A 26965-nucleotide genomic window follows, 5' to 3' on the forward strand; every position below is an offset into this window, starting at 1 on the left:
GCTTAAATGATAACGAAAGAAGATAAACTGAAAGTTAACTTTTCTGAAAAATGAAAAAACCCTGAAAGAACGATGAGGTTCTCCAGGGCTCGTACTACATTCCAATCGGAATCGTAACTGTAAATGTGGTTCCTTGTAATGGAATGCTTTCGCAAGAAATGGTTCCATTGTGTAGATGAATGATTTTTTTAACAATTGCTAATCCAAGTCCATTGCCCGCAGTCGAGTGGGAAGTATCCTGCTGATAAAATTTATCGAATATCTTGGGAAGAGCCTCCGGATGAATACCGCTTCCGCAGTCACGAACTAGAATCACCAGGTTATCTTCGTTTTTCTTCATGTTAACTTCAATTTCGCCATGTTCAGGAGTGAATTTAATCGCGTTATCTAATAAATTTAACCAAACCTGATTTAAAAGCTCTTTATTGCCGGAGAGTTCATAATCCTGAATATTAACGTTTAGCTTCAGGTGCTTCTTCTCAAATTTGGCAGCCAGCAAAAGCACAGATTGGCGAATTTGTTCCCCAACATTAAACCTCATTTTGTTTGTCAGAATCTTTTGCGTCTCAACCTGCGTCAGCTCCAGCACATTCGAGGCAAGGGAGGCAAGTCTGGTCGATTCCTCAATGACAATATCTAGATATTCATTCCGTTCTTCTTTGGTAAGATCATCGTTCTTTAAGACTTCGGCAAACCCTTTAATAGATACAATCGGTGTTTTGAATTCATGGGAAAAATTATTCACAAAATCGGTTCGCAGAATTTCGATACCCCCAAGCTCTTCAGCCATCCGGTTAAAATTCTCTGATAAAATTTCAAACTCTGGCGGGCTTTTAAGCTGGAGCCGCATGGAGAAGTCACCGCTGGCAAGACGCTCTGTGGCCTCAATAAATAACCGGATGGATTTTACCATTTTCCGGCTTGTGATGGCGGATATCGTGGTACCGATAATTGTACAAGCGATTAATACCATTATGGGGAGTACGAATCCATCCTGGGCAAGCTCTTCGTTCAACAAACCAAAAACCTGTGCGAGAAAGAAGAGTAGTCCTGTAATCACAACGGTAATAAGAAAGATGAAAAATATGATAAGGGAAAAATAGATGGGAAGGCTTATTCTGTTGCTGAGCTTGTTACTTATTTTGCTCACTGGCTTCGCACCGCCTTGTATCCAAGACCTCTGACGGAAACCAGTTCAAACTCAGGATAAGCGTCAAACCGTTTCCGCAAACGATTAATGTGCACATTAACGGTTGTATCCGTACTTTCACTTTCCATGCCCCATATTTCGTCCATAAGCTGGATGCGCGTGAAAATCCGTTCAGGATAGGACAATAACTTATACAACAAATAGAATTCTTTTTGCGGAAGCGTTTGTTTCTCGTCCTCCCGGGTTACTGTCAATGCGTCATAATCAAGGATTACTTTACCCACTACTAATTTACGGGCACTTGCGATTTGCGAACGGCGAAGCAGCGCTTGGATTCTGAGCAGCATTTCTTCGGTATCAATGGGTTTGGTCATATAATCATCAGTTCCGATCCGGAACCCCTTTTTCTTATCTTCAGGCTGCTGTTTTGCTGTAGCCATAAGAATGGGGACCAAGCTATCGGCATCTCTTACTTCCTTGGCGAATTCATAACCATCCATATTAGGCATCATAATATCCAGAATGATTAGATCAATATGTTGTGAATCTAGGACCTCCAAAGCTTTAACTCCGTCTTCAGCAGTTACAACATCATATCCTTCGCGTTTCAGAACAGCTTCAAGAAGTCTCCTTACATGTTTATCATCTTCAACTACGAGTATGTTAATCATTACTGTTCACTCCAATAGTAGGTTTGTATCCATTATTACCTGTGGGGAATTTGTTTTAAAGGGAGCAGAATCAATATTTATCTAATCTTAAGATTTGGTTTGAAATCCTTGTAGTCGATATAAAGTGACTCATACATAGGGAGGATTCAATGAAATGAGAGGAATAGGCAATGATTTAATACTATTAGGATATCTGTTTTGTAAAAAAATGTTGCATACTAAAATAGTACCCAAACTAATTTAGCTGGATTAACGTGCTGATCAATAGTGCAGCTTACGTTGAAATTTTGACTGAACTTCATGCGAAAGGAAGATCACAGATGCAAATGCGCAGATTAGGAAATAGTGGCTTGGAAGTTTCGGCACTAGGGCTAAATTTAGAATTTTAGGACAAGAAGCTGTAGACGGTCAACCTCAACTTATTTTGAATAGCAGACCAGATTCTATTCGTGAACAAATAGAAGGTTCATTAAAAAGGTTGAAGGTCAATTGCATTGATTTATATGATCAGCACCGAGTGGATCCGAATGTCGAACCTGAAGCTGTTGCAGAAACAATGAAAGATTTAGTAGCTGAAGGGAAGATTAAAACATGGGGAGTCTCAAATGCACCGATTGACTATATGAAACGACTCATGCTGTATGTTCGATTACTGCAACCCAAAATCAGTACTCCATGATGAGGCGTGAACCAGAAAAAGAGTTGTTTCAACTTTGTGAAGAGTTAGGAATTGCTTTTATCGCTTACAGTCCATCAGGAAATGGTTTCTTAAGTGGTAAATATACAAAGGAAACCAAATATGATGAAGGTGACTATCGAAGTTTCATGGGAAGATTCAAACCTGATGTGATTGATCATAATCAAGTGTTATTAGATTTAATTACTCAAGTTGCAGAAAGTAAAAATGCAACACCAGCTCAAGTCGTATTACACTTTTAACTAGAGCTATATCATCAACTAATAGGAGGATTTTTTTATGCAAAAAGTTATTTTGAACAATGGTGTTGAAATGCCGATACTTGGTTTTGGAGTTTTTCAAATTCAAGATGAAGCTGAATGTGAACAAGCTGTTTACGATGCGATCATGTCAGGTTATCGACTGATAGATACCGCAGCCTCTTACCTAAACGAAGAAGCGGTGGGAAGAGCCATCAAACGGAGTGGAGTACCAAGAGAGGATCTATTTATCACTACCAAATTATGGGTTCAAGATACAGGATACGAACGTACAAAGGAAGCATTTGAAAAATCCCTTTCAAGATTGCAACTTGATTATTTGGATTTGTATTTAATTCATCAGCCCTTTGGCGATGTGCATGGTTCTTGGCGGGCGCTGGAGGAATTGTACCGTGAAGGAAAAATCAGAGCGATTGGCGTAAGTAACTTCCAGAACGATCGTCTGATTGATTTGATTATTCATAATGAAGTAACACCTGCCGTTAATCAAGTTGAGACACATCCATTCTGTCAACAAATTGAAAGTGCTGCATTCATGAAAGAAAACAATGTTCAGATTGAATCATGGGGTCCATTTGCTGAAGGTAAAAACAACATGTTCCAGAACGAAGTTTTAGTATCAATAGCTCAAAAATATAATAAATCTGTTGCCCAAGTGGTTTTACGCTGGTTGACGCAAAGAGGAGTTGTTGTGATTCCAAAGTCTGTCCGGAAAGAAAGAATAATTGAAAACTTTAATATCTTTGACTTTGAATTAAACTCAGAGGATATAGAACAAATTGCGCTGTTAGACACAAAAGAGAGTTTGTTCTTTTCACATAGAGATCCTGTAATGGTAAAAGCGTTAAGTACCAGGAAGCTGGATATCTAATTTTTCTTAGGATCTTGTTGGTTATGATAAAAGAGGGGTTAACCATAATTAAGGGGTTAACCCCTCTTTTATTTATAAGAACACCCTTAGCCTTGAACAGTTCATTCTAATTTGAAGGTTTAAGAATAAAGGCAGCTAAAGTTTGTGAATATCGCATTATAATCTTGATCTTCTCCAGTGGCGTACAAACCAATAAGCACACCTGTGAATCCTCCGGCTATTTCAGAGGATAGATATTTGGTTTGCGCAGCTCCGAGTAAGATCTCAGTACCGTCTACTTGGATATAAAAGTGATAATGCGTTGGACTGCTTTTGACAACTAATAAAGCATGGTTGCATTGACCTATAATTTTTGTTTTTTCAATGGATTTGATATCTCCGATATTCAGCCGTTCGATAATCTCATAACCCTCTGGATATTTACGCAAGGCCAAGTCATAATGGTGATTTTCGTCCATGTAAAGTGTAATTCCGGCTTCACCATTCGTAAGGCTGACTTGGCACGAAATAATTGCGTTAAAATCTTTTTGACGAATACCAATAAATGTCGGAGTAGCCGGGATATCTAACGTAACTGCAGTTCCTTTAAGCTTTATTTTATCAGCTTCTAACCGATAATTTTCTGTAACCGGGTGACGCAGGTAACACCAGTCCAAATTCCAATCTGTGTTCTCGAACGTAAAGACTCTTTTCTCCTGCTGAATGACTGTGTCCGCAATACGATCAGTCTCGAAACTTATAAGTGTGGTACCTTCATGACCTGCTGTAAACCATCCATCCTCGCCAAAGGTAATCGGAGTTAGAAAAACCTCGCGCCCCAAATGGTGATAGGTAAGATACTGGCCAGTCTGACGGAATCCAAGATGTAACAGCCACCAATCCCCCTCATGATCTTGTACCAAATCTCCGTGGCCAACACCCTGAAGCTCGTAACCGCCTAAATTTCGATTAGTCAATACGGGGTTACGCGGATAGGCTTCGAATGGGCCAGTAGGAGAATTGCCTCTTGCATAAGTGACCATATGCCCATATTCGGTTCCGCCCTCAGCTGCTAGCAGATAGTATTGTCCATTAATTTTGTATAAATGAGGACTCTCCAAATAACGCCCACCGGATCCTTGCCAAATTGAACGGCTTGGCGACAGCTTCTGCCCAGTTTCAATTTCAATTTCACATTGGACTATACCATTTACTCCGTAATCGTCGGTCCCATTACTCATGAAATACGTTTTGCCGTCTTCAAAATACAAATCCGGATCAATACCGCCTTGATCTACATTAATCGGATCAGACCATTCGCCGTAAATATTGTCAGTCCAGACATAAAAGTTCTGGCGCAAAGTGTCATTAGTGGTCGTCATGTAGAATCGTCCATTATTGTACCGCAGGGTGGGGGCAAATACACCACCGGAGCTGTCCACAGTATCCAGTTGAATCTGGTTTTTTCGGGTTAAGCAATGACCGATTTGGGTCCAATTAATTAAATCTTTGCTTTCAAAAATCGGAACACCGGGAAAATACTGAAAGGAACTGCAGACCAAATAATAAGTGTCTTCAACTTTACATGCGCTGGGATCAGGATAAAACCCTTTGATGACCGGGTTATTGTATTTCATTTCTCCACCTCATTAATAAATACATATAAATATGAATTCAATATATTTAACTACTAAGAAAATTAAACACTATTGCTTATAGGTTTTCAATGAATCGGGGTTGAAGATATACATTATATTTATTAAATTAATATATATGTAATTTCAATAAGCACAGGTCAGGTGATTATGATGATGATCAAAGCAAACGGCGAAGCAAAATTCATGGCATTATATGAAGCGCTGGCAAGCGAAGTCAGATGGAGGATTATGAGCCTCATTGCAGATAATGAAATGAATGTGAAGGAGATCGCGGCTAAGTTAGAGCTTAGCCCTTCCATAGTTACTATGCATATCCGAAAGCTCGAACAAGCTGGACTTACAGGAAGCCACAGGGTACGCCTAAACGGAGGAACACACAAAATGTGTTTCCTTGAACAAAAAAAAGTTGAAATCGAACTCCCCACTGCCACTCAAACCCCGAGGATCAGAGAGCAGACCATTTCAGTCGGTCATTATACCTCGTTTGATGTCCATCCTACATGTGGTCTTGGGACACAAGAGAAAGAAATTGGGGTTTGGGACGATCCCCGCTATTTTCTCGATCCCGAACGGGTCAACGCCGGCATTTTGTGGTTTGGGAGAGGTTACGTAGAGTACAAAACGCCTAACTACTTACTTCCCGGTCAAATGCCCGAGGCCATCGAGATTTCAATGGAAATTGCTTCTGAAGCGCCAGGCTTGAGAGATCATTGGCCTTCGGATATTGAGTTCTTTTTTAACGGTGTGAAGCTTGGAACTTGGACCAGTCCGGCAGACTTTGGAAGAGCGGCACGAGGCATATATACTCCGGATTGGTGGCATCGGAATGTAAATCAATACGGGTTATTGAAGACGATCCGCATTGACACTTCGGGCACATTTATTGATGAAGAACGGATGTCGGACATTACTGTCGCAGATATTTTGCTACGGGAACAATTCTGGACGCTTCGGTTCGCAGTTGACGAGAAGGCTGCTAATGTTGGTGGTTTGACACTTTATGGGGCTGGATTCGGTAACCATGACCAAGATATTTTAATTCGTGTGTACCTAGGAACGATGACCTAATGAAGCAGGATATTTCAGTTATAGTTGTTTTCTCCATCCAGTTTATCAGCTGGAACTGGTAAACTATCCATATATTGAAGGAGTTGAGAGGAGAGATATTCTGAATTATAACGAGGTTATTAAAATCGCTGATACACACTTACTTCCATTAGTGATGGAATTGTACGGATTGGAAGGTTATGAAATCAGGCTTATCAATGCACATGAAGGAGGACGGAATATCGCATATAACTGTGATAAAGCTGATTCTGAAGCAAAAATAATCAGAATTGCCTTCTTAAGTGACAGAAGCCGAGAAGATATTCTGGGTGAAGTGGAATATATCAGGTATTTGTTCGAGCATGGCGGCAGTGTTTCGAATGTGGTCAACTCCCAGAAGGGGAATCTGCTGGAAACGATAACGCTTAATAATCATACCTTTTTTGTCTGCTTGTTTGAAAAGGCCAAGGGGGGTATGCTCGTGGAAAATAATTATCAGTATCGGGAAGGCGTTCCTATTACGGAATACTATTATAACTGCGGTAAAGTCCTTGGAAAAATGCATCAATTATCGAAGGGTTATACACCTGTCCATTCTCGGTATGATTTTTCCGATAAATACAATGCCGATTATATAAATAAGCTAATACCTGACTCGTTATCTCTGCTGAAGGGGAAGCTGGTAGATCTCCTTACAATCTTAGAAGAGATGGACAGGAATCACGAGTCTTTTGGGATGGTTCATTTTGATTACTGCGATGGGAATTATATGATCGATTTTAATACAGGGCAAATAACTGTTTTTGATTTCGATAACTCCTGCTTTTGTTGGTATATGTATGACCTGGCAAATCTCTGGACACTTGGAGTGGGCTGGATACAATTTGAACAAGACAATGATAAACGCAAAAAGTTTATGGATGATTATTTTAAAACAGTCCTTGATGGCTACAGATCCGAGACCAGGATCGAAGATTCAATGTTAGACACATTGCCATTATTTATCCAAGTAACCCTCATGGAAAACATCGTTGATGCATTCGAGGTAATGCGGAACAATGGTGAAGAGCCGGAATGCGATGAAGAGCTGTCATATCGTATAAAATGTCTAGAAGACGATATCCCATATGTAGGATTTTTCCATGAAATTTACTCATGTGATGAACCCTTTGAGTATGAGGAACGAAATATTTAGGATGATGGTGTTTATGATATGCTGCGGATAAATTCATAGTAGACTCAAACAAGCAGGAGTTGGAGTAAAAATGGCTTACGAAAAACCGGAATTGACCATGAGTGAAATTGAAAAAGTACTGTGGAATCATCTTGGACAGGGAGCGGCTGAGATTACACCGTTGTCTGGCGGCAATATAAGCAACGTGTTTTCTTTTATTTTAGAAGGAAAAGACTATGTTGTGAAATTCAGCGATTTGGAACGAGCATATGAGACCGAACAATTTGTATCCAATTTGCTACTCGACCAAGGTATCCCTTTCCCAAAATGTTTGGGGTTAGGGAGGACTAATCAGTTAACCTATTTGATCATGGAGCGAATGGAAGGTCGCAATCTATCCGATTGTACAGCAGAGGAACAAACCCGTCTGATGCCGGAAATTATCGGCATTTTAACAAGGATGGCCGAAACGGACATTGAGGGAACTAACGGTTATGGTTGGATCGGACCTGACGGCAATGGTTCCTATCCATCTTGGAAAGACTTCGTCATTGCCGTAAATGCGGAAGATCAGACGGGAACATTCTGGGAGAATTGGCATGAACTCTTCCGCACGTCTTGCTTGGAAAGAGACGTATACGAAGAAATCTATAGCCGTTTGATGGCCTATGTACCCTATAATGAATCTAATAGAAGCTTTATACACGGAGATTTTCAACAGTGGAATATGTTGTCCAACGGAACACGGATAACCGGCATTATTGATGGAAATTGCATGTATGGCGATTCTCTCATAGACCTTGCGATTCTCGACAAGCATATGCCTTGGTGTAACGTCATTAACGCGTATCAAAACTATCAAGAGAAAGCTAGAATAGTGACCCCCAATTTTGAGGAGCGGCTAATCGGTGCCTATTATTTTAAGGGACTCGATGGACTTCGATTCTATGCTAAGATGGGCTGGACAGATGCTTATCAGGGCACACGGCATTTTCTTTTAAACCTGAAAGGGTAATATCTAAGCACTTTACCTTATCCTATACATTTAATAGCCGCATAGTTGCGGCTTTTTTGTATATAAATATCAAATTCCCCACTGGGATTATAGCCTAGGCTGACGACCTGTAATAATTGCACCTGAACTTGCCATTAATCCACTATCTATAGCTTTGTCCAACTTGATAAAATGTAAGCGCAATCATTTAATCTATCGATTGGAGGAGTATGGCATGAAAAAGATTGGTGCAGGTTTTATATTCTTACTTGTGATGTGCGCAGCCTTATCCACAACTGCGTTCGCTAAACAGCCTTATTCATCCTATTGGTTTCCGGAGCAACTGCTTCAGTGGAGTCCGGCATCCGACCCGGATGCGGCATTTAACCGGAGCACAGTCCCGCTGCAGGACCGGTTTGTAGCAGATGGAGTCAACGCTCATGCAACCAAAGCGCCAAAAATCATGGCTTTATCAGCACTAAACCCGGGAACAAGCGGAGTTCCATCGCAGGGTTCAAGCAAATTCGAAGCTAACACATTTACCTATTGGCAATATGTTGACAAGCTGGTCTATTGGGGTGGTTCCGCGGGCGAAGGGATCATCGTACCTCCAAGCGCTGATACGATCGACGCGGCTCATAAAAATGGCGTGCCGATCATCGGAACGGTGTTCTTCCCACCAACCGTATATGGCGGGAAGTATGAATGGGTCAAGCAGATGCTTCAGCAGAATAGTGACGGTTCCTTTCCTGCTGCTGACAAGTTGATCCAGGTTGCGAGCCATTACGGATTTGACGGCTGGTTTATTAACCAGGAGACTGAGGGTGGAACGCCGGCTGACGCACAGCAAATGAAAGCTTTCCTAAGTTATCTGGAATCGCACAAGCCAAATTCTATGCACATCGTATGGTATGATTCCATGACCAATGAGGGCAGTATCAGTTGGCAAAATGCACTTAACGACAAGAATGCGATGTTCCTGCAAGACAATAAAAAGCAAATAACAAACAATATGTTCCTGAACTTTTGGTGGAAGGATCTTAAAAGCTCGGCAGAGAAGGCTAGAAGCTTGGGTAGAAGTCCCTATGACTTGTATGCAGGCATCGATGTCGAAGCCAAGGGTTACGATACAAAGGTGAACTGGAATCTGTTGTTTCCGGATAAAGATCCTGCCGTTACTTCCCTTGGTATTTACCGCCCGGATTGGGCTTTTAACAGCGCAGAGAGTATGGAAGATTTCTTCGTACGCGAGAACAAATTCTGGGTGGGTCCAAACGGGAATCCGAGTAACACCTCGAGCGATCAAGCCTGGAAAGGTATCGCTAACGATGTGATCGAATCATCATCAATAAATGAGCTGCCTTTCACCACCAACTTCAACACGGGAAGCGGACAGAAATATTTTGTAAGAGGGAAGCAGGTGCGGGATAAAGGCTGGAACAACCGGAGTCTGCAGGATATTCTTCCCTCCTGGCGCTGGATTGCAGACAGCAAAGGTACCCCGCTTTCACCAGTGCTCGATTGGTCCGATGCCTATTACGGCGGCAGTTCGCTGAAGGTATCAGGCGTGCTGAACCCTACCAATGCGACACATCTGAAGCTCTACAAGACCGACCTTAAGATCGAAGCAAGCACAAAGCTGTCTATTACGTACAAAACACAAGATAAGCCAAGCCTAAAGGTTGGTCTTGCATTCGCTGATCAGCCCGATCAATATATCTTCCTTAATGTGAGGGATAAGACATCGCCAGACTGGACAACTGAAACATTGAATTTGACCCCATACAAAGGGAAACGGATCGTAGCGTTGTCCCTGTATTTTGATTCTAAGAATGCGATTAATAATTACAACATTCAAATTGGCCAGCTCTCCATTCAAAATGCGAATGACCCGATCAAACCACTACCCGCGGTTCGCGATCTTAAGGTCACTCAAACTGATTTTCGCAATGGTATTTATGGAGATGCCAGATTACTGTGGAAACAGCTTGACCAACAGGTCAAGCAATACGAAGTCTATCGAGTACTTCCAGATGGTAGTGAGATGTTCATAGGTGCAACACCAAATCATGTGTTTTACGTTCCTGAAATGCGAAGAATAGACAAAGAAACTATCACAGTATTGAAGGTTGTTGCTGTTAATGGAAGATACGAGCAAGGTCAATCCTCTAGCGTGAAGATCAGCTGGCCGGATTATCCAAAGCCGACTGCGGAGTTCAAAACTGATCGAACCCTAGTCGCTCCAGGCGAGAGCGTAAACTTCACCGACCTGTCGACTGAAGTGACAGAAGGATGGTCATGGACCTTCGAAAGCGGAAGCCCCGCGTTCAGCACATCAAAGAACCCAGTTGTGACGTTCGCTCAGGAAGGCGTTTATAGTGTGACACTGACTGCAACTAACAGCTCGGGCCAAGACACAATTACGAAAAAAGCGCTCATCACAGTGAGCAAGGAAGCTGGCGCAGTGAAAAATCTGGCACTTGGTAAAGCTGCAACAGCCGATCATGCCTGCGGGGAAAAGGAAGGTGCACCTAATGCCGTAGATGGTAAAGTGACGGATAACAGTAAATGGTGCGCAATTGGTAATCTGCCCCATTGGCTTCAGGTAGACCTCGGGGCCGAACATCAACTCAGCACTTTTGTCATCAAGCATGCTGAGAGCGGAGGAGAGTGGTCCGGTTTTAATACCAGTGATTATACGATTCAGGTCAGCAGCGACGGAATGAACTGGACGGATGTCGTCAACGTCCAAGGAAACTCGGCTGCCGAGTCGACTGATTCAATTGCGTTAGTAAAAGCCCGCTATGTAAAATTATTGATTCTCAAACCTACGCAGGGAGCCGATACGGCAGCGCGGATCTATGAGTTTGAAGTGAAGGGATTATAATATACCCTATTACGACATTCTAATATTAAAGCAAATAAACCGTAGCCCACTTGAGGGGCTACGGTTTATTTGCTTTAACACTAATGATAGCTGAAATCAAAAAAAGAACCTGATTTATCTCATCAGATTCTTATATATTGCATATGAAAAGACACGATGATATAATCAACTAACGACTGAAATCCAATAGTTAGGCATAATAAATGCATTTTATATATTTAGTTTATCATGCCGTTAAATTCTTGTCAATTTTTTTCTCAATTTAATAGTTAGGAGCGATAATAAATGCGTTCTTTAGTTCTCGGTTTTCAGGAAGTGGACAATACACAGCTTTTGCTCGTTGGCGGAAAAGGGTTAAATTTAGGGAGATTATCAAAAATAGAAGGAATACAAGTACCAGAAGGATTCTGTATTACAACAGTAGGATATCACCAAGCCCTCGAACAGAACCAAACGTATCATGCTTTGTTGGATCAACTAACTATGCTAAAAGTAGAAGATCGAGATCAAATCGGTGAAATCAGTAGGAAGATTCGGCAAATCATTATGGAAGCAGAAATTCCTTCCGATGTTGTGAAGGCAGTTTCTCACAATCTCACCCAGCTTGGTGATGAACATGCTTATGCAGTGCGTTCTAGTGCCACCGCTGAAGATTTACCACATGCCTCTTTTGCAGGTCAACAAGATACCTTTTTAAATATCATCGGCATAGAAGCAATCCTTCAGCATATCAGCAAATGTTGGGCTTCTCTATTTACGGATCGTGCCGTAATCTACCGTATGCAAAATGGATTTGACCACAGTCAAGTTTATTTATCCGTTATCGTTCAAAGGATGGTTTTCCCACAGGCTTCAGGGATTTTATTTACCGCTGATCCGATTACTTCTAACCGGAAGCTGCTATCCATCGATGCCAGTTATGGACTTGGCGAAGCACTGGTCTCTGGCTTAGTATCTGCCGATGGTTATAAAGTACAGCAAGAGAAAATTGTCGATAAGAGAATAGCAACCAAAAAATTGGCTATTTACGGACTAAAAGAAGGCGGAACAGAGACCCGGCAGATCGACCTCGAACAGCAAAAGACTCAAACACTTACTGAACAACAAATTTTACAAATAGCAAGGATAGGCAGACAGATTGAAGCCTATTTTGGTTGCCCACAAGATATCGAGTGGTGTTTGGCCGAGGATACATTTTATATCGTCCAGAGTCGGCCAATCACGACTTTATTCCCCATCCCTGAAGCGAATGATCAAGAAAACCACGTTTATGTATCTGTTGGTCATCAACAAATGATGACAGATCCCATGAAACCGCTGGGATTGGCTTTTTACCTGTTAACGACTCCTGCACCTATGCGTACAGCTGGCGGAAGATTGTTTGTTGATGTCACATCAAGTCTTGCTTCACCTGGCAGCAGAGAAATGATCATAGAAGCCTTAGGTAAATCTGATCCCCTCATAAAAGACGCACTCATAACCATCGTAGAGCGGGAAGATTTTATAAAATTTTCGGCAGATAATGAAAAAGCTTCTACTCCGAATAAGAGCAATACAAGCCTGCCACCTAGTAATTCTCAAGTACAACTCGAAAATGATCCGACAATCGTTTCTGACCTCATTAAGAGCAACCAAGCATCGATAGAAGAGTTGCAACAAAACATTCAAACCAAATCAGGGGCGGAGTTGTTTGATTTTATTCTGGAAGATATGCAGCAATTAAAGAAGATTCTATTCAACCCACAAAGTATGCGTGTGATTATGGCGGCTATGGATGCTTCAGCATGGATCAATGAAAAAATAAATGAGTGGTTGGGTGAAAAAAACGTAGCGGATACGCTTTCTCAATCTGTACAGGGCAATATAACTTCAGAAATGGGTTTGGCGCTACTCCATCTCGCTGATGTGATTCGGCCTTATCCGGAAGTCATTGATTATTTACAGCAGGTTAAAGACGATAATTTCTTAGATGAACTGGTTAGTTTTGAGGGTGGGCAGGAAACCCAAGACGCTTTCTATGACTATCTCAGTAAATACGGAATGCGATGTACCGGAGAAATCGATCTTACAAGAACTCGTTGGAGCGAAAAACCAACTACACTTGTCCCCATGATTCTCAGTAATATCAAAAACTTTGAACCTAATGCTGGCCATCGGAAATTTGAACAAGGTCGACAGGAAGCTTTGAAAAAAGAACAAGAGCTATTAGATCGATTGAAGCAATTACCCGATGGTGAACAAAAAGCGAATGAAACAAAACGAATGATTGATCTCATGCGGAATTACAGCGGGTTTAGAGAATACCCAAAATACGGTATGGTTAATCGCTACTTCGTTTATAAACAAGCTTTACTGAAAGAAGCAGAACAACTAGTACAAGCGGGAGTTATTCCTGAAAAAGGAGATATATACTATCTCACTTTTGAAGAACTACGCGGAGTCGTAAGTACAAATAAATTGGATTACCAGATCATCAGCAAACGCAAAGAAGAGTACAAATCATTTGAAAAACTAACTCCACCACGTGTTATTACGTCTGATGGTGAAATCATTGCGGAGAAGTATAAACGAGAAAACCTCCCAACAGAAGCTATTGTAGGTTTAGCGGTTTCTTCTGGTGTTATAGAGGGACGTGCGCGTGTCATCTTAAACATGGAGGAAGCTGATCTGGAAAACGGAGATATATTAGTTACCTTATTTACTGACCCTAGCTGGACTCCATTGTTTGTATCTGTAAAAGGCCTAGTTACTGAAGTTGGTGGACTAATGACCCATGGGGCAGTTATTGCGCGTGAATATGGCTTGCCAGCAGTTGTCGGAGTGGAGAATGCTACCAAATTGATAAAAGAAGGGCAACGAATTCGTGTGCATGGAACAGAAGGCTATATCGAGATATTGTAATGACTGAATCACGTTAGTGGTTTGACAAATTCAATCTTTTGAATTATTTTTAATAGTGAATAATCAATTCATTATTAAAGTGAGGGGCAATATGCAGTCTAAAAAAGATGAAGTGAAACAGGAAATTGAATCTGCCGCTTTAAAGGTATTTTTCCAAAAAGGCTTCTCTGATGCCAAAATGAATGATATTGCCGATGAAATTCAAATTTCTGTTGGAAATATTTATACTTATTTTAAAAATAAAAAAGAGTTGTTCTATTCGGTTGTTCCGCCGTCTTTAGTGGACTATTTGAAGAATGTGTTAGTGGAAAATATTCGCATCGATAACCAGACTTTTTTTGATGATGTTAATAATGAGAAAAAATCAGCTATCGTTCAAGAGCAAATAACTATATTAACCCAGTACAGCAGGCAGATTGTCATTATTTTTGAAAAGAATAAAGGGACCGTATATAGCAATGCCAAAAACGAGCTGATCGATCTGATGATCGAAACTAAAAGGCCCTATATTAAGGATCATTATAAAAGATACGAAATCGGAACCGAAGAAAATATGATTCTGCTGAAGATCATCGCGAACAATGTCATCAATATGATTCTGGATTTATTAAAGCACGAGATGAGCGCCGATAGCCGGAAACGGATTTTTGAGGCATTAAGCTTATACTGGCTGCATGGACTAAAAAGCTTAAACGAATAACGTCAATGCTCCGAATTTAGGTGTGGGGTGGAACTGGCGCATAATGCTGCAATTAGGGACAACCAAGTAGATATGCATATTTAGCATCTATGAGGGTCCCTATTTTTTTAATTCAATAATGAATAATTTATTCATTATTGAATAGTGCAATCATGAAACGGAGGAAGCTACGATGAAGATAGGTTATGCATTTAAGGACTGCAATGTTATTTATGGAGATGCAATAAAAGGCACGGACACCCATATGACTATTTTGATTCATGAAAGCGGATTGATTGAGGAGATCGGGAAAGTAAGCGCTGTAACTGTCCCGACCCATTACCAAACGATCGATTGTTCGGGGAAATATGTGATGCCCGGTCTCATCAATGCGCATGTCCATCTTTTTGCCGATGGCAAGCCGTTTACGCTGTCTGCCAGTGAAGGGCTGCTGAATTTTGCGTTTCATCATATTTTGGATACGAGACTGGGCAGAAACGTGTTGAAGAAACGGATGAAAAAAAATGCCCTAACCGCACTGCATTCCGGAGTAACAACGATGCGTAGCGTAGGTGAATTTTTTTATACTGATGTTCTTTTGAGGGATGAGATTAAGGCAAATCAATTTATTGGACCTAATCTTTTGGTGTCTGGGTATTTCCTGAGCGTAACGGATGGCCACGGTGCACCTTATTTGGCATTAGTCGGTGATTCACCATGGGAAGGGAGAAGAAATGTAAGAATCAATGTAAAAAACGGAGTAGACCTAATCAAAATATGTGTAACTGGCGGGGTTACCGATGCCAAAAGGGTCGGAGAAGCTGGCCGCTTGCAAATGACAGAAGAAGAGGTGGCTGCGATTTGCGAGGAAGCTCATAAAATTGGGATGCGTGTGGCGGCACATGCAGAAAGTACCGAAGGTGTAAGAGTTGCTTTAAAGGGTGGGGTGGATACTATTGAACACGGCGCGGAGATGGATGAGGAAATGATCAGGCTGTACAAAAATAATCCCAGAGCCTTAAAGGGCTACACCGCTGTGATCCCTACTTTACAAGCAGCTTATCCCAGTGCGAAATTAGATCCGAGCCTGACAAAGTTGAATACAACCGTTAAGGAAAATGCCCGGCTTGTGTATGACTCTATGTTAACAGGTCTACAGCAGGCTATAAAACATGATATCAAAATTGGTGTGGGCACAGATGCCGCTATGTCCTATGTAACCCACTATGATCTTTGGCGTGAGCTTGATCATTTCATGCGACAAACAAAGTTGAACGCAAGTCAGGTTATTGAACTAGTAACCAAATCAAATGCAGATATTTTGGGAATCGATCACCAGACAGGGACAATAGAAGTTGGCAAATATGCGGATTTAATCATGATGGAGCAAAACCCATTAGAGAACATAAAAGCTTTGTCTGATGTAGCTATGGTTATGGTCAGAGGAAATTTAATACAAACACCATCTGTGACCAGAATTCAAGCAGTTGACGAGCTGCTGGATACGGTTTGGAGTATTTAGGAGTGAGATAAATGATCGTAGAAGCACGTTTGGGTATCCTAGCTATTCTTAAAAGAACAGCACCCGGTATGAATAACTATAAGCCTCTCAGCCTTTCTGGTCAGGAAGCTTATTTATTATGATTCCTGTAAATAACGGACCCGCCTGAAGGGAATTCTAGAGATGAGAGACATCTCAAATTCTAATCAGGATGAGGACGGAATTCATGAAGCAACCTTCCAGTAAAACTGAAGAAGAAGATAAACTGAAATGGTGGCAACTAAGCTTGTTAGGCATTGCTGGCACTATAGGAACCGGGTACTTTTTGGGTTCAGGTCTAGCAATTTCTATGGGAGGGCCAGCAGTGCTGCTAGCCTACATTTTAGCTGCTATTGGAACATATGTCGTATTTGATGCACTGGCTCAGATGACAGCGGAAGATCCGGAGCAGGGTTCATTTCGATCCTATGCAAAAAAAGCATTTGGAAATTGGGCAGGGTTCGGGAGCGGCTGGGTATATTGGTTTTCGGAACTGTTGATTATGGGAAGTCAGCTCACAGCATTGTCCATTTTCTCACGATTTTGGTTCCCGGCCGTACCGATGTGGATATTTGCTGCCGGTTACGCTGTTGTGAGCCTGTTGATTGTGTTTTTTGGCAATAAGGGCTTTGACAGGGTTGAAAATATACTGGCCATCATTAAAGTGGCGGCTATACTAATGTTCCTAGTTATTGCTGCCGTACTTCTGACGGGTTGGATCGGCGGTTCTAAGTTCTCACCGAAAGTTCCACTTGGGTTCAAAGCGTTATTTCCGTCAGGAGGTATCGGGTTGTGGTCTGCCTTTATTTTTGCTTTTTATGCCTATGGTGGCATTGAGGTGCTGGGAATTATGTCCTACAGGCTAAAGAAACCTGAGGAAGCTCAAAAAGCAGGAAAGGTGATGTTGCTGGGACTGGCTACAGTATACGTTCTCTCAATCGGGCTTGCAGTAATCATGGTGCCGCTTAGTGCTTTTAATCCAAAAGAAAGTCCTTTTGTGCTCGCGCTCAGCAGCGACCATCTGACCTTTATACCGCATTTGTTTAACGGGGTGTTGATCATAGCTGGGTTCTCCACGATGACAGCTTCGCTTTATGCCATTACCTCGATGATGATCACTCTTTCACAGGAAGGGGATGCACCCAAGGTTTTTTCGAAGAAATGGAAGGATAAATATCCGTTTTTTGCCCTTTGTTTAATAGCTGGAGGTTTAGGGTGTGCCATTATGATGTCATTGTGGTTGCCAGGAAAAGTATATGAATACATTACAACTGCTGCCGGACTGATGATCCTCTATAACTGGTCCTTTATATTGCTCTCCTCCCGCAAGCTGCTTAAGCCCAGTCTTCTAAACGGGGTGAAACGCTGGCTAGGCTTAGTGCTGATCGCTACAGCTGTAGCAGGTACGCTTTTTCACGCGCTCAGCCGTCCAGGCTTCTACATCAGTCTGTTAATTGTTTCACTGATTGCGTTGAGTGATTGGATTGTTCAACATATCCATAACAAGAATGGCGGTTCTGTTAAGGATCACAGTACGGACGAACAGTCCAATGAATATCATTCTTTACCGGGCGGTCCTGAATTTCGGATTAAGGGCATCAGGATGCGAAGAAACAAGGTTTAATGAAAAAAGAGAAGTCGGGCAGCCTGTACACCAAAATAAAAACCAAAGCCAATCAGTGAGAGACCCGATAGAATAGAAATCACCCTTAATACCTGGACGGTCAAAAATCTACGGAAGAGGCTGGAGGCGGCAGCCATGGCTACATCCCAGAATAAGATCCCGAGGACGATCGCTCCACTGTAGATCAATAACTGCTGCATTGGATACTCGCTAACCACCTTTGCTAATATTGAGCCGTATATCCCCAGCCAAAAAAGGATGGAGAGGGGATTAAACAAGGACATCAGAAATCCCGAAAGATAAGATTTGGACAGTGAGACATCGTTTCCCCTCATCTCGATCCCTGAAATTTCTCTTGTATTTTTAATGCTGTCTACACCTGAATAGACAAGGACAAAGAATCCGAACAACCATAAAAACACTTTAACAAACGGAGCATTCAGCAGATGAATGAGGCCAAAATAAACAAGCAGCATATAGATGATATCGGCACTAACCGCCCCTAAACCAACTATCCAGGCAGGCATAAATCCTCCGCGGAGTCCCTTGTCCAACTGTGCTGCATTAATGGGTCCGAGAGGTGCCGAGAGGGATAATCCTAGAATCATATAACCTATAAATACGTTTATGTTGTCCTCCTCCTTTATATAGATAACATATTCCAATAAAGGTAGTAGTAGGACAACCAAAAGAAGGCCCTCGGATGATCGCAGGCCTTCTTTCTTTTATAAGAAGTTGAAGAGTGAGTAGGATTACGCCTTAACGGATTCAGGTCTTTTGACAAGAAGAGGTGGAGGAATCAACCAGCCTTTTTTCTTAGTCAAATGTAGAATTTTAAGACCGATGGCTGCTTTGGTAAGGTGATATTTAGCAAACAAAGCCCCTATATCTTCTCTGATCGATTGTCCCATTGCCTGACTACATGCCACAAGTCCAACAGCATTATCAGCTGCAAGTTTGGCTGCAATTTCAGGATCTGTGAAACGTGCCCCTACAGGAATATCTTCAAGTTTAGCATCGGGCCGATTTGGCATTACTGGTGCAGATGCAATACCTTGCTCTGAGAGCAGTGTATCACACTCGCTGATTTCAAGCTCCGCTTGATCAATTAATGCTCCTAATATTTTTTTCAGATCACTATCTCCAGCATGATACAAATAAGCTCTGTAACAAGAGAGCGCTCCCTTTGCAACCATTGAGGCTTGCCAAACCGTGAAGATTTCTCCATAATGCATCGGTTCTTCTTTAGGGTTACCGCCTAAAATTCCTGTCATAAATAGGCTCCTTTATTATTAGATTTGAACAAACATTATCATGCCCACAAAAAACACGAAAATTGCAGCACTTACACCATTAGCGCTTACAATTTTTAGAAAGGACTTTTCTGTAGAAAGAAAAATCTATACGAGTACGCTAAGAAGCCCACGCTGACGATGGGCTTCTTAGTCAATGTGGATATTAATCTGTCCAAGATCGATAGATACGGCGCACTTCACGGAAGGATTGTTTAGGTTTGCGGTATTCATTAACCAGACCCTTATTGTTGAAGCCGCGGGCACGGTCGCGAAAGTTCTTGCTGCTGCTCTTCAGATCGCCGCGGATGTCTGCAAACTGCCAGATGTAAGTCCCGCCAATTTTCGAATCATTTTTGAAGATCGCCAGTGCTTCAGTTACAATATCTGCCTGATAATCCTCGCTGAACAATCTCGGCTCCCAGCCCACATCCCCAAATAGTCCAGCACCACCGAATTCCGTCATGAGCACTACCTTGTCACCGGCTCCCATCTGCTCCGCACGCACATGGAACTGTTCCAGCATGTCTTTGAAGCTGGCTGTATCGCCTTCGTACCAACCAAAATATTTATTAATACCGATAACATCGAATAAAGGAAGTAGAATATCTTCGAGTGGATGCATCGTAGCGTAGGTGACGAGCCTAGTGCTGTCGAGTTTCTTCACCAATCCGACTAGAGCTTGTGTAAAAGCATATGCTTCTTGGGTCCGGGTATCAATCTCATTATGAACAGACCAGAAGATCACACTTGGGTGATGCATATGCAAGCTGATCATTTCTTCAATCATAGTCAGTGCACGCTCCTGGAAGAGCGGCTCACTTACTGTTTCGTTCGGCAGAAAGGCACCCCATATCGGAATTTCGCTCCAGTATACAATCCCTTGCTCATCGAGTAGATCAAGCCAATATGGGCTTTGGGGATAATGAGAACCCCGGACGGAATTGCAACCTAACTCCAAAATGATACTGAGCTCCTTGTGCATCAGCTTCGGAGGGAAGGCAAAACCCCACTCAGGATGCTCTTCATGTCGGTTCACCCCCTTAAGATATACGGGTGAACCGTTAATTAGAATCCGATGATCCTTTGTCTCAATACAGCGAAAACCGATCCGTTCAATCTTGTCGTCTTCCTCTGTCCGTAGTTGAAAGGTATACAGTTCTGGAAGACCTACGTTCCACAAACGTACTTCAGGCAGAAGCAACTTGAACGTATGACTGAGGGTCTGGCCAGTCTCAATTCGTACTTCTTCCGAGTGCAATTCATGTCCGCTTTCGGAGAATGTGATTTTTGTAGTGTGCTGCTCATTATAGAATGAATGGAGCTGCACCTGAACAGTGACATCGGCATCTGGTCCATGCAGTTCATAATCAATCTTCAGTTGTTCGATGTAAAGATCAGGCAAATATTGCAGCTCTACCGGCCGTATGATACCCCCATAATGAAACCAATCCACCTGCTCCGTAGGAATCGTAAGTCGGTCCAAGGTGCTGTCCGTCCGGATGACAATCTCATGTTCTCCTGCCCCTAAGGAAGGGACAATAAATTCAAAGGGCGTAAATCCTCCATAGTGATAACCAAGGTGCTGCCCGTCCAAATAGACATCGGCATGGCCCAGCACGGCATGAAAGATGAGTCTGACATGCTGCGCATTTACAGTCTGTATTTTTTTACGATACCATCCCACACCTTCATAATCGTACATTCCCAATTCATTATTCCAGCATGAGGGCACATAAAGAGACATTTGAGAATGTGGAAATCGCTCAAACCATTTTTCTTGAACACCCGTATTTAACGGATCCATTATGAAATCCCAAGGCCCATCCAACAGCTCAGTACTCCGAATTTGATACTCCCTAAAAGTCCTTAACAAGTGTGTTCCTCCTTTTTTTTCTGTAATGTATTGTGAATTTCAGACATCTTGATAATATGGATAGTAACATTTGGAGTTTAAGCATTGAATAGAAAAAAACGTTACCGTCTTGTTTAAATCGCTCTTTTAGCAGCTGGAGGGAATAATAATTGGAAGAAAATGATTATAAGCTGAATGACCTCACAGTGCATATCCATTTTGTACTCGATAAAGCTACTTATCCCGGCTGGGAGGACATCCGTAACATGGTAAATGTGCACAGCTTGTACTGGATTCATGAAGGTAAAGGGGTTTTTCTGACCAATGTTGAGCACAAAGTAGAGGCTGGTATGCTAATCTATTTAAAACCAGGCCTTAAACTGTCCATGCGTTCGCAGATGGATGCTCCACTTCGCATTACGATGCTGCTCTTCGATTGTGCAGAGCTTAGTTATGATGCGGTATGGAAGGAAGTCAAGCCAATCGGAAAACTGAGACTTCCTTTCTTAAGCCAATATAATCAACAGCAAGCTGAGGAAATTAGCCAGCTGGTCTGGGGGATTCACCAGGACTGGCTGCCCGGACTAACCGATGGCATAGCTGTCTCCCGGGCTAAAATGCAGATCCTGCTGCATATGCTGCACCAGACCGTGCAACCGGATTGGAATCTGATGGATTCAGGAGCTTTCGCTGCCTTCGAACAGATCAAGAAAACACTCGAGAACGACTATAAGAATCATCACCGGATCGAGAAATTGGCAGAGAAATACGGCATTTCGCCATCTTACTTGCGGAAGATGTTCCTGAAATTTACGGGGATGGGGCCGAAGGAATACCATATGCACATACAGAACCAGCAAGCTTGTCGTTATCTGGTTTTTACCGATTATCCAGTTAAGGAAATCGCCAAATTATGCGGGTACTACGAAGAATATCATTTCAGCAAAATTTTTAAACAGCTTAACGGGATCCCTCCAACAGTATACCGGAACAAACAGAGAATCAAAGATTAATTATCCCTTAGAACCTCGGGCGAAAAAATCGTGCGGTTATGTTTTTTTACGGGAAGGGCTGTACCATGATAATATTGAACTCATTGAGGCATGTTTAAGGAGGGGAAATTGGGCATGATTATATCACTCAAAAATGTATCATGGCAGCGTGATACGACAATGATCTTACGCCATATGAATTGGGAAGTGAAGCAGGGACAACACTGGTGTATCGTCGGTCTGAACGGATCAGGGAAAACGACGATGCTAAACGTCGTGAACGGCTATATCTGGCCGACAACAGGACAAGTCGAGGTGCTGGACCATCGCTTTGGCGATGTGGACTTGAGAGAGCTACGCAAACGAATCGGTTGGGTAAGCACCTCCTTGCAGCAGAAGCTGTACGGCCATCAGACTGCCCTGAACATCGTCCTAAGCGGAAAATTCGCGACGATAGGTCTGTATGATAAGACGAATGAAGAGGATCAAAAGCAAGCCGAGGAGTTAATGGAGTTTCTAGACTGCTCTTCTTTGGCTGGTCGTACATATGATACCTTGTCGCAAGGACAGCGTCAGAAAGTCCTCATTGCACGCGCACTAATGGCCAATCCAGATCTACTAATCCTTGATGAGCCGTGCACGGGACTAGATATTTTTGCCCGTGAACAGCTGCTGCAGATGATCGAGAAGATTACGAAGCAACCCGGTGGACCAACCTTGCTGTATGTAACCCATCATATCGAGGAGATAACACCATGCTTCACGCACACACTGCTGGTAAAGAACGGTGAAATCTACAAAGGTGACGTGACAGTAAACTGCTTGCAGTCAGATGTTTTGAGCGATTTCTTCGATACTCCCGTTGAAGTACAAGAACATCATAACCGCAAGTGGCTTACACTTGCCGGTGATAAGTAGAATATCAAGGCACATCGAACAGGCGAGCAAACCGTTCTGAAGTGGTTTGAAGGATTGCTTGCAGATATAAAAAATGAAAACTGATCACAATATAATTTTAAAATAACCCGCGCACCGCGCGGGTTTTGTATTTGTTTGCAAGCTTATAAGCCACGTCAATAAACAGTAAAACAACATATTAACGGTACCTGTAAAAAACATTTTGACATATTTAACAGGTACCGTTATAATACAAATCAACAGGTACCGTTATAAAGTTCAACAGGTACCGTAAAAACTCAATGGAGGATTCATTATGGACATGAATACTGAATTGTACGAAAAACTTGCGAAACTGCAATGGCTGTTGCAAAGGCAACACTTGAAGTCTCATGCCGCGGTTGGTCCTATGGCCGACGCATCACGTGGGCAAGGGAGGATATTAGCGTTTCTTCGGATGAAAGACGGTATCAGCACCAAAGACTTATCCTATATGCTGGACATCCGTGTATCATCCCTCAATGAATTGCTTGGTAAACTGGAGAAAGCAGAATACATCACCCGTAAACCCTCAGAAACAGACAAACGTATCATGTTGATATACCTAACGCAAAAAGGACAAGAGGAAGAGAAACAAGAGAGAGACAGCGGCAACATATTTTCTCGCTTATTGCCAGATGAGCAGATAGCTTTCGGGGATTACCTAACTCGCGTCATAACAGCTTTGGAGGAAGAACTTGGATCGGACGGAGAACGTGATGTGATGGCTATGTGGATGGAAGCTGCCAAGGCACGTATGGGAACAGAGGAATTTGAAAAAATGATGGCTATGCGCGGACAAATGCATAGAATGTGGGGAAATTCTAGGGACGAACGCTTTAGCGGAAGGTTCCCAGGGTTTGGCGAAGAAGGTCGTGGTGACATGCACGGATTCGGCTGGCCTTCCAGCGATGACAGTAATTCGTCACCTGACAAGCCACATGGCCCGGACGATAAGTAATTAAAGTCTTTTAGCAAACATAGCTGAGGCGCTGCCTTTCCACCAGAGAAAGATGAACGGCAAAGGCAGCGTAATGTGAAACTGAAGAATAGTCAAATTTCGTACGCCAAATCTGAAAACTCGTCGTTAGGGTACAGGTTTGCTTGTTGCTGCGTCACGGTTCATATTGGACCGATAGTTAGAATTCTAAGTAATTTCAAAAAACAAAATAAAGAAAGATAGTGGTGAACTCTATGGATGCAGAAAACCTCCATTACTTTGAAAAAGCACCTGTCGCAAAAGCCGTAGCTCACTTCGCAGTACCGATGATGCTAGGCATGTCGATGAGTGTCATATACTCCATTTTGAACGCCTATTTCCTAGGTACACTGGGCAATACTGCGATGTTAACCGCACTCGCACTAACTTTACCGTTATTCGCTGCCATTATGGCGCTAGGTAACTTGATTGGCATCGGTAGCAGTGCATTCATCTCCCGTTTGCTGGGAGAGAAAAAATATGATGATGTAAAGCATGTGTCTTCATTCGCCTTTTACAGCAGTTTAGCTCTCGGTCTTATTTTGATGGCTGCCGGCATCCCGTTGATCGATTCAATCGTTCATGGCTTGGGAGCGACGCCTGACTCCTTCGGATTTACGAAGGACTATGTCACGATTATGCTTATTGGTTCACCTTTCGTCGTTCTATTCTTCACGCTGGAGAATATTGTGCGCTCGGAGGGGGCAGCGATCACTTCGATGATCGGCATGCTTCTCAGTGTTGTTGTGAATATTATTCTCGATGCGCTAGTCATTTTCGTCTTCCATTGGGACGTGATCGGGGTTGCATCTGCTACAGTCATTTCTAACTTGGTTGCAAGTGCATTCTACGCCTTCCACATGGGATATAAGAGCCAATTCTTAACCATCTCTGTAAAATGGTTCAAAGCTTCCAAAGACATTCTCAGCAATGTATTTAAAATTGGAGTTCCAGTCTTTGTTATGAGTCTCTTCATGGGTGCAATGTCACTCATCTTTAACCGTTTTCTGGTCGAATATGGGGAGCAGGCCATTGCGGCTTTCGGAATTTCATCACGTTTATTACAATTTCCAGAGGTTATTCTAATGGGCTTATGCGAGGGAGTTGTGCCGCTGATTGCCTTCTCTTTTACAGCCAATAAATTACGCATGAAGCATACCATTACATTCACAATCAAAGTGACTGTAGCATTAGCTGCCGTGTTCGGCATTATTGTATATCTGATTTCCGACCACTTAATCGGTTTATTTACGAATGACCCGCAATTAATTGAACTGGGCAGCTACATTCTTCATGTAACGTTCTTATCCCTGTTCATTTCAGGAACGACCGCGTTGTTTACAGGGATATTCCAAGCGACAGCACAAGGAACCGCCGCCTTTATTATGTCAATTATTCAAGGTATTACTCTGATTCCAGTATTGTATATCGCTAATCGAATGAACGGTTTTCACGGAGTAGTCTGGTCGCTCGTCATTTCGGATGCTGTTGCGTTCCTTGTGGGTGCCATCATGCTGTATGTTCTGCGGAACAAATTGCAGCCTGATTTAGATACTTTAGTTCAGTAGAATCCTGAGCTTTAAGTAGATATTTTAAGTTCATCTAAAAAAACCTTGGATCAGCAAGGTTTTTTTGGCTCGTATGATGATGCAGCCTGCCATGTGTCAGCACATAGCTGCTTTGGAGGCGAAGCTCCAGTTAAATTTTAATGCTGACTTCTCCACTTGAAAGATACTCCTCGTCACCATTCTCATATCTGACTTTCAGATGGCAATCGTCATCGATATCAATGGCTGTTGCTTTACGTTGTTCATTATCCTTTATCACGGTCACAGGTTCGCCAAGTGAAATTAACCTTTTTTTGTATTCGGAAAGAAACAATCTGTCCGTTAAATGCTCATAATATCTCATGAAATTGTTTAGTACTTCTGCAACGAGCCGGTTGCGGAGATCACCATAAGGATTGTTTTCGGAAATTACAGTTGTTGCAATCTCGGTAAGATCATTGGGAAAGCCTTCGGAAGGGAGGACTACATTGATACCGATGCCGAGAACAGCATAATCAAGCCAGCCGTTTTCCAGTGACACGGATGCTTCGGTAAGAATCCCGCACACTTTTTTCCCTTCCATGAAAACGTCATTCACCCATTTAATCTGCGTTTCTTTACTGGATACGCTCTCGATAGAAAGGGCTACAGCTACTGCGGCGCAAGTGGTCAATAAAGCTGAGTCTGTTGCGGACAGCTTGGGACGCAGCAGGATACTCATATAGATACCCGTTCCAGGTGGAGAAAAGAACTTCCGGCCCATTCGCCCGCGACCAGCTGTTTGTTCTTCCGAAAGGATCACTTTACCTTCAGCTTCTCCATTTGAGGCAAGGTTTTTTACGGCTTCATTCGTGGAAGATATGGTCTTAAAGACTTCGACTCGTAACTTTTGCCCCTGAGTATCCAGGTACTTTGAAATTGCACTGGCTGATAAGATATCCGTTTGTGGTGACATGGAGTATCCTTTATTGGTTACAGCTTGTATGGAATAACCGTCTGTCTGTAAAGATTTTATGGCTTTCCAGACCGCGCTGCGCGTCACGGATAACTGAACGGCTATTTCCTCGCCGGAAAAATATTCACCCTTATTACTGTCGAGCAAGGCAAGAATATGTTCTTTTACTGTCATGAACTTAAACCTCCAAAAGTATAACTCTCCGAGCAAAACCCATTGAATAGATTAACATCCAACGATTGCGACTGAATACTCTAATTCTATATAACAATAGGAA

20 protein-coding genes and 1 pseudogene are annotated in these 26965 nt (G+C 42.5%); 14 read left to right on the forward strand and 7 right to left on the reverse strand.

What is annotated here, in order from left to right:
* Positions 1-94 precede the first annotated feature (94 nt).
* Positions 95-1150 carry a HAMP domain-containing sensor histidine kinase gene (locus MKZ09_RS17810; RefSeq protein ID WP_081388830.1) on the reverse strand — a complete coding sequence of 352 codons (1056 nt, stop codon included), beginning with the start codon at positions 1148-1150 and terminating at the stop codon, positions 95-97.
* Positions 1147-1821 carry a response regulator transcription factor gene (locus MKZ09_RS17815; RefSeq protein ID WP_076133178.1) on the reverse strand — a complete coding sequence of 225 codons (675 nt, stop codon included), beginning with the start codon at positions 1819-1821 and terminating at the stop codon, positions 1147-1149. The genes MKZ09_RS17810 and MKZ09_RS17815 overlap by 4 nt, the downstream gene beginning before the upstream one ends.
* A gap of 478 nt (positions 1822-2299) precedes the next feature.
* Between MKZ09_RS17815 and MKZ09_RS17820 the strand changes: the two are divergent.
* Together MKZ09_RS17820 and MKZ09_RS17825 are read left to right on the forward strand one after the other, a co-directional pair.
* Positions 2300-2760: pseudogene (locus MKZ09_RS17820) on the forward strand (aldo/keto reductase).
* Between the two features lie 37 nt (positions 2761-2797).
* Positions 2798-3649, forward strand: a complete 852-nt coding sequence (locus MKZ09_RS17825; protein ID WP_076133176.1) for an aldo/keto reductase — start codon at positions 2798-2800, stop codon at positions 3647-3649.
* A 119-nt stretch (positions 3650-3768) separates the two neighbouring features.
* Here MKZ09_RS17825 and MKZ09_RS17830 read toward each other — a convergent pair whose 3' ends face one another.
* Positions 3769-5265, reverse strand: coding sequence for a glycoside hydrolase family 43 protein (locus MKZ09_RS17830; RefSeq protein WP_076201297.1), 1497 nt, complete (start codon positions 5263-5265; stop codon positions 3769-3771).
* Between the two features lie 174 nt (positions 5266-5439).
* On the opposite strand from MKZ09_RS17830, the gene MKZ09_RS17835 reads away from it, so the two are divergent.
* The 8 genes from MKZ09_RS17835 (at position 5440) to MKZ09_RS17870 (ending at position 18132) form a co-directional block, all read left to right on the forward strand.
* Positions 5440-6354, forward strand: a complete 915-nt coding sequence (locus MKZ09_RS17835; RefSeq protein ID WP_076133172.1) for an ArsR/SmtB family transcription factor — start codon at positions 5440-5442, stop codon at positions 6352-6354.
* A 154-nt stretch (positions 6355-6508) separates the two neighbouring features.
* Positions 6509-7528 carry a phosphotransferase enzyme family protein gene (locus MKZ09_RS17840; protein WP_179089502.1) on the forward strand — a complete coding sequence of 340 codons (1020 nt, stop codon included), beginning with the start codon at positions 6509-6511 and terminating at the stop codon, positions 7526-7528.
* A 70-nt stretch (positions 7529-7598) separates the two neighbouring features.
* A complete protein-coding gene (locus tag MKZ09_RS17845) occupies positions 7599-8522 on the forward strand; it encodes an aminoglycoside phosphotransferase family protein (RefSeq protein ID WP_076133168.1) in 924 nt (307 codons plus the stop codon).
* A 214-nt stretch (positions 8523-8736) separates the two neighbouring features.
* Positions 8737-11388 (forward strand): endo-beta-N-acetylglucosaminidase, encoded by a 2652-nt coding sequence (locus MKZ09_RS17850; protein WP_076201292.1) that lies wholly within the window; start codon positions 8737-8739, stop codon positions 11386-11388.
* A 285-nt stretch (positions 11389-11673) separates the two neighbouring features.
* A complete protein-coding gene (gene ppsA, locus MKZ09_RS17855) occupies positions 11674-14289 on the forward strand; it encodes a phosphoenolpyruvate synthase (RefSeq protein ID WP_076201290.1) in 2616 nt (871 codons plus the stop codon).
* 91 nt (positions 14290-14380) lie between these two features.
* A complete protein-coding gene (locus tag MKZ09_RS17860) occupies positions 14381-14989 on the forward strand; it encodes a TetR/AcrR family transcriptional regulator (RefSeq protein ID WP_076133162.1) in 609 nt (202 codons plus the stop codon).
* Between the two features lie 172 nt (positions 14990-15161).
* Positions 15162-16490, forward strand: a complete 1329-nt coding sequence (locus MKZ09_RS17865; protein ID WP_076201288.1) for a metal-dependent hydrolase family protein — start codon at positions 15162-15164, stop codon at positions 16488-16490.
* A 205-nt stretch (positions 16491-16695) separates the two neighbouring features.
* The gene (locus tag MKZ09_RS17870) at positions 16696-18132 is read left to right on the forward strand and encodes an amino acid permease (RefSeq protein ID WP_076201286.1); all 1437 of its coding nucleotides are present in this window, start codon (positions 16696-16698) and stop codon (positions 18130-18132) included.
* Here MKZ09_RS17870 and MKZ09_RS17875 read toward each other — a convergent pair.
* The 3 genes from MKZ09_RS17875 to MKZ09_RS17885 all read right to left on the reverse strand — a co-directional run bounded on the left by MKZ09_RS17875 (position 18129) and on the right by MKZ09_RS17885 (position 21300).
* Positions 18129-18761 carry a LysE family transporter gene (locus MKZ09_RS17875; RefSeq protein WP_076133437.1) on the reverse strand — a complete coding sequence of 211 codons (633 nt, stop codon included), beginning with the start codon at positions 18759-18761 and terminating at the stop codon, positions 18129-18131. The two genes, MKZ09_RS17870 and MKZ09_RS17875, sit on opposite strands and share 4 nt — an antisense overlap.
* Positions 18762-18884: 123 nt before the next feature.
* Positions 18885-19406, reverse strand: a complete 522-nt coding sequence (locus MKZ09_RS17880; protein WP_076133156.1) for a DUF3231 family protein — start codon at positions 19404-19406, stop codon at positions 18885-18887.
* Positions 19407-19590: 184 nt separating this feature from the next.
* Complete coding sequence (locus MKZ09_RS17885) at positions 19591-21300, reverse strand: glycoside hydrolase family 2 TIM barrel-domain containing protein (RefSeq protein ID WP_076201284.1); 1710 nt, start codon at positions 21298-21300, stop codon at positions 19591-19593.
* Between the two features lie 149 nt (positions 21301-21449).
* Here MKZ09_RS17885 and MKZ09_RS17890 point away from each other — a divergent pair, with 149 nt between their 5' ends.
* From MKZ09_RS17890 to MKZ09_RS17905, 4 genes are all read left to right on the forward strand, one after another.
* Positions 21450-22292, forward strand: a complete 843-nt coding sequence (locus MKZ09_RS17890) for a helix-turn-helix transcriptional regulator (protein WP_076201282.1) — start codon at positions 21450-21452, stop codon at positions 22290-22292.
* A gap of 114 nt (positions 22293-22406) precedes the next feature.
* Positions 22407-23189 (forward strand): ABC transporter ATP-binding protein, encoded by a 783-nt coding sequence (locus MKZ09_RS17895; protein WP_076201280.1) that lies wholly within the window; start codon positions 22407-22409, stop codon positions 23187-23189.
* A 295-nt stretch (positions 23190-23484) separates the two neighbouring features.
* On the forward strand, positions 23485-24168 hold the full coding sequence (locus tag MKZ09_RS17900; protein WP_076201278.1) for a MarR family winged helix-turn-helix transcriptional regulator: 684 nt from the start codon (positions 23485-23487) through the stop codon (positions 24166-24168).
* Between the two features lie 233 nt (positions 24169-24401).
* Positions 24402-25754, forward strand: coding sequence for an MATE family efflux transporter (locus tag MKZ09_RS17905; protein ID WP_076201276.1), 1353 nt, complete (start codon positions 24402-24404; stop codon positions 25752-25754).
* Between the two features lie 130 nt (positions 25755-25884).
* Here MKZ09_RS17905 and MKZ09_RS17910 read toward each other — a convergent pair whose 3' ends face one another.
* Positions 25885-26862, reverse strand: coding sequence for a biotin--[acetyl-CoA-carboxylase] ligase (locus MKZ09_RS17910; RefSeq protein ID WP_076201274.1), 978 nt, complete (start codon positions 26860-26862; stop codon positions 25885-25887).
* Positions 26863-26965: the final 103 nt, after the last annotated feature.

The organism is Paenibacillus sp. FSL R5-0908 (assembly GCF_038006245.1).
GTDB classification, from domain to species: Bacteria; Bacillota; Bacilli; order Paenibacillales; family Paenibacillaceae; genus Paenibacillus_AQ; species Paenibacillus_AQ odorifer.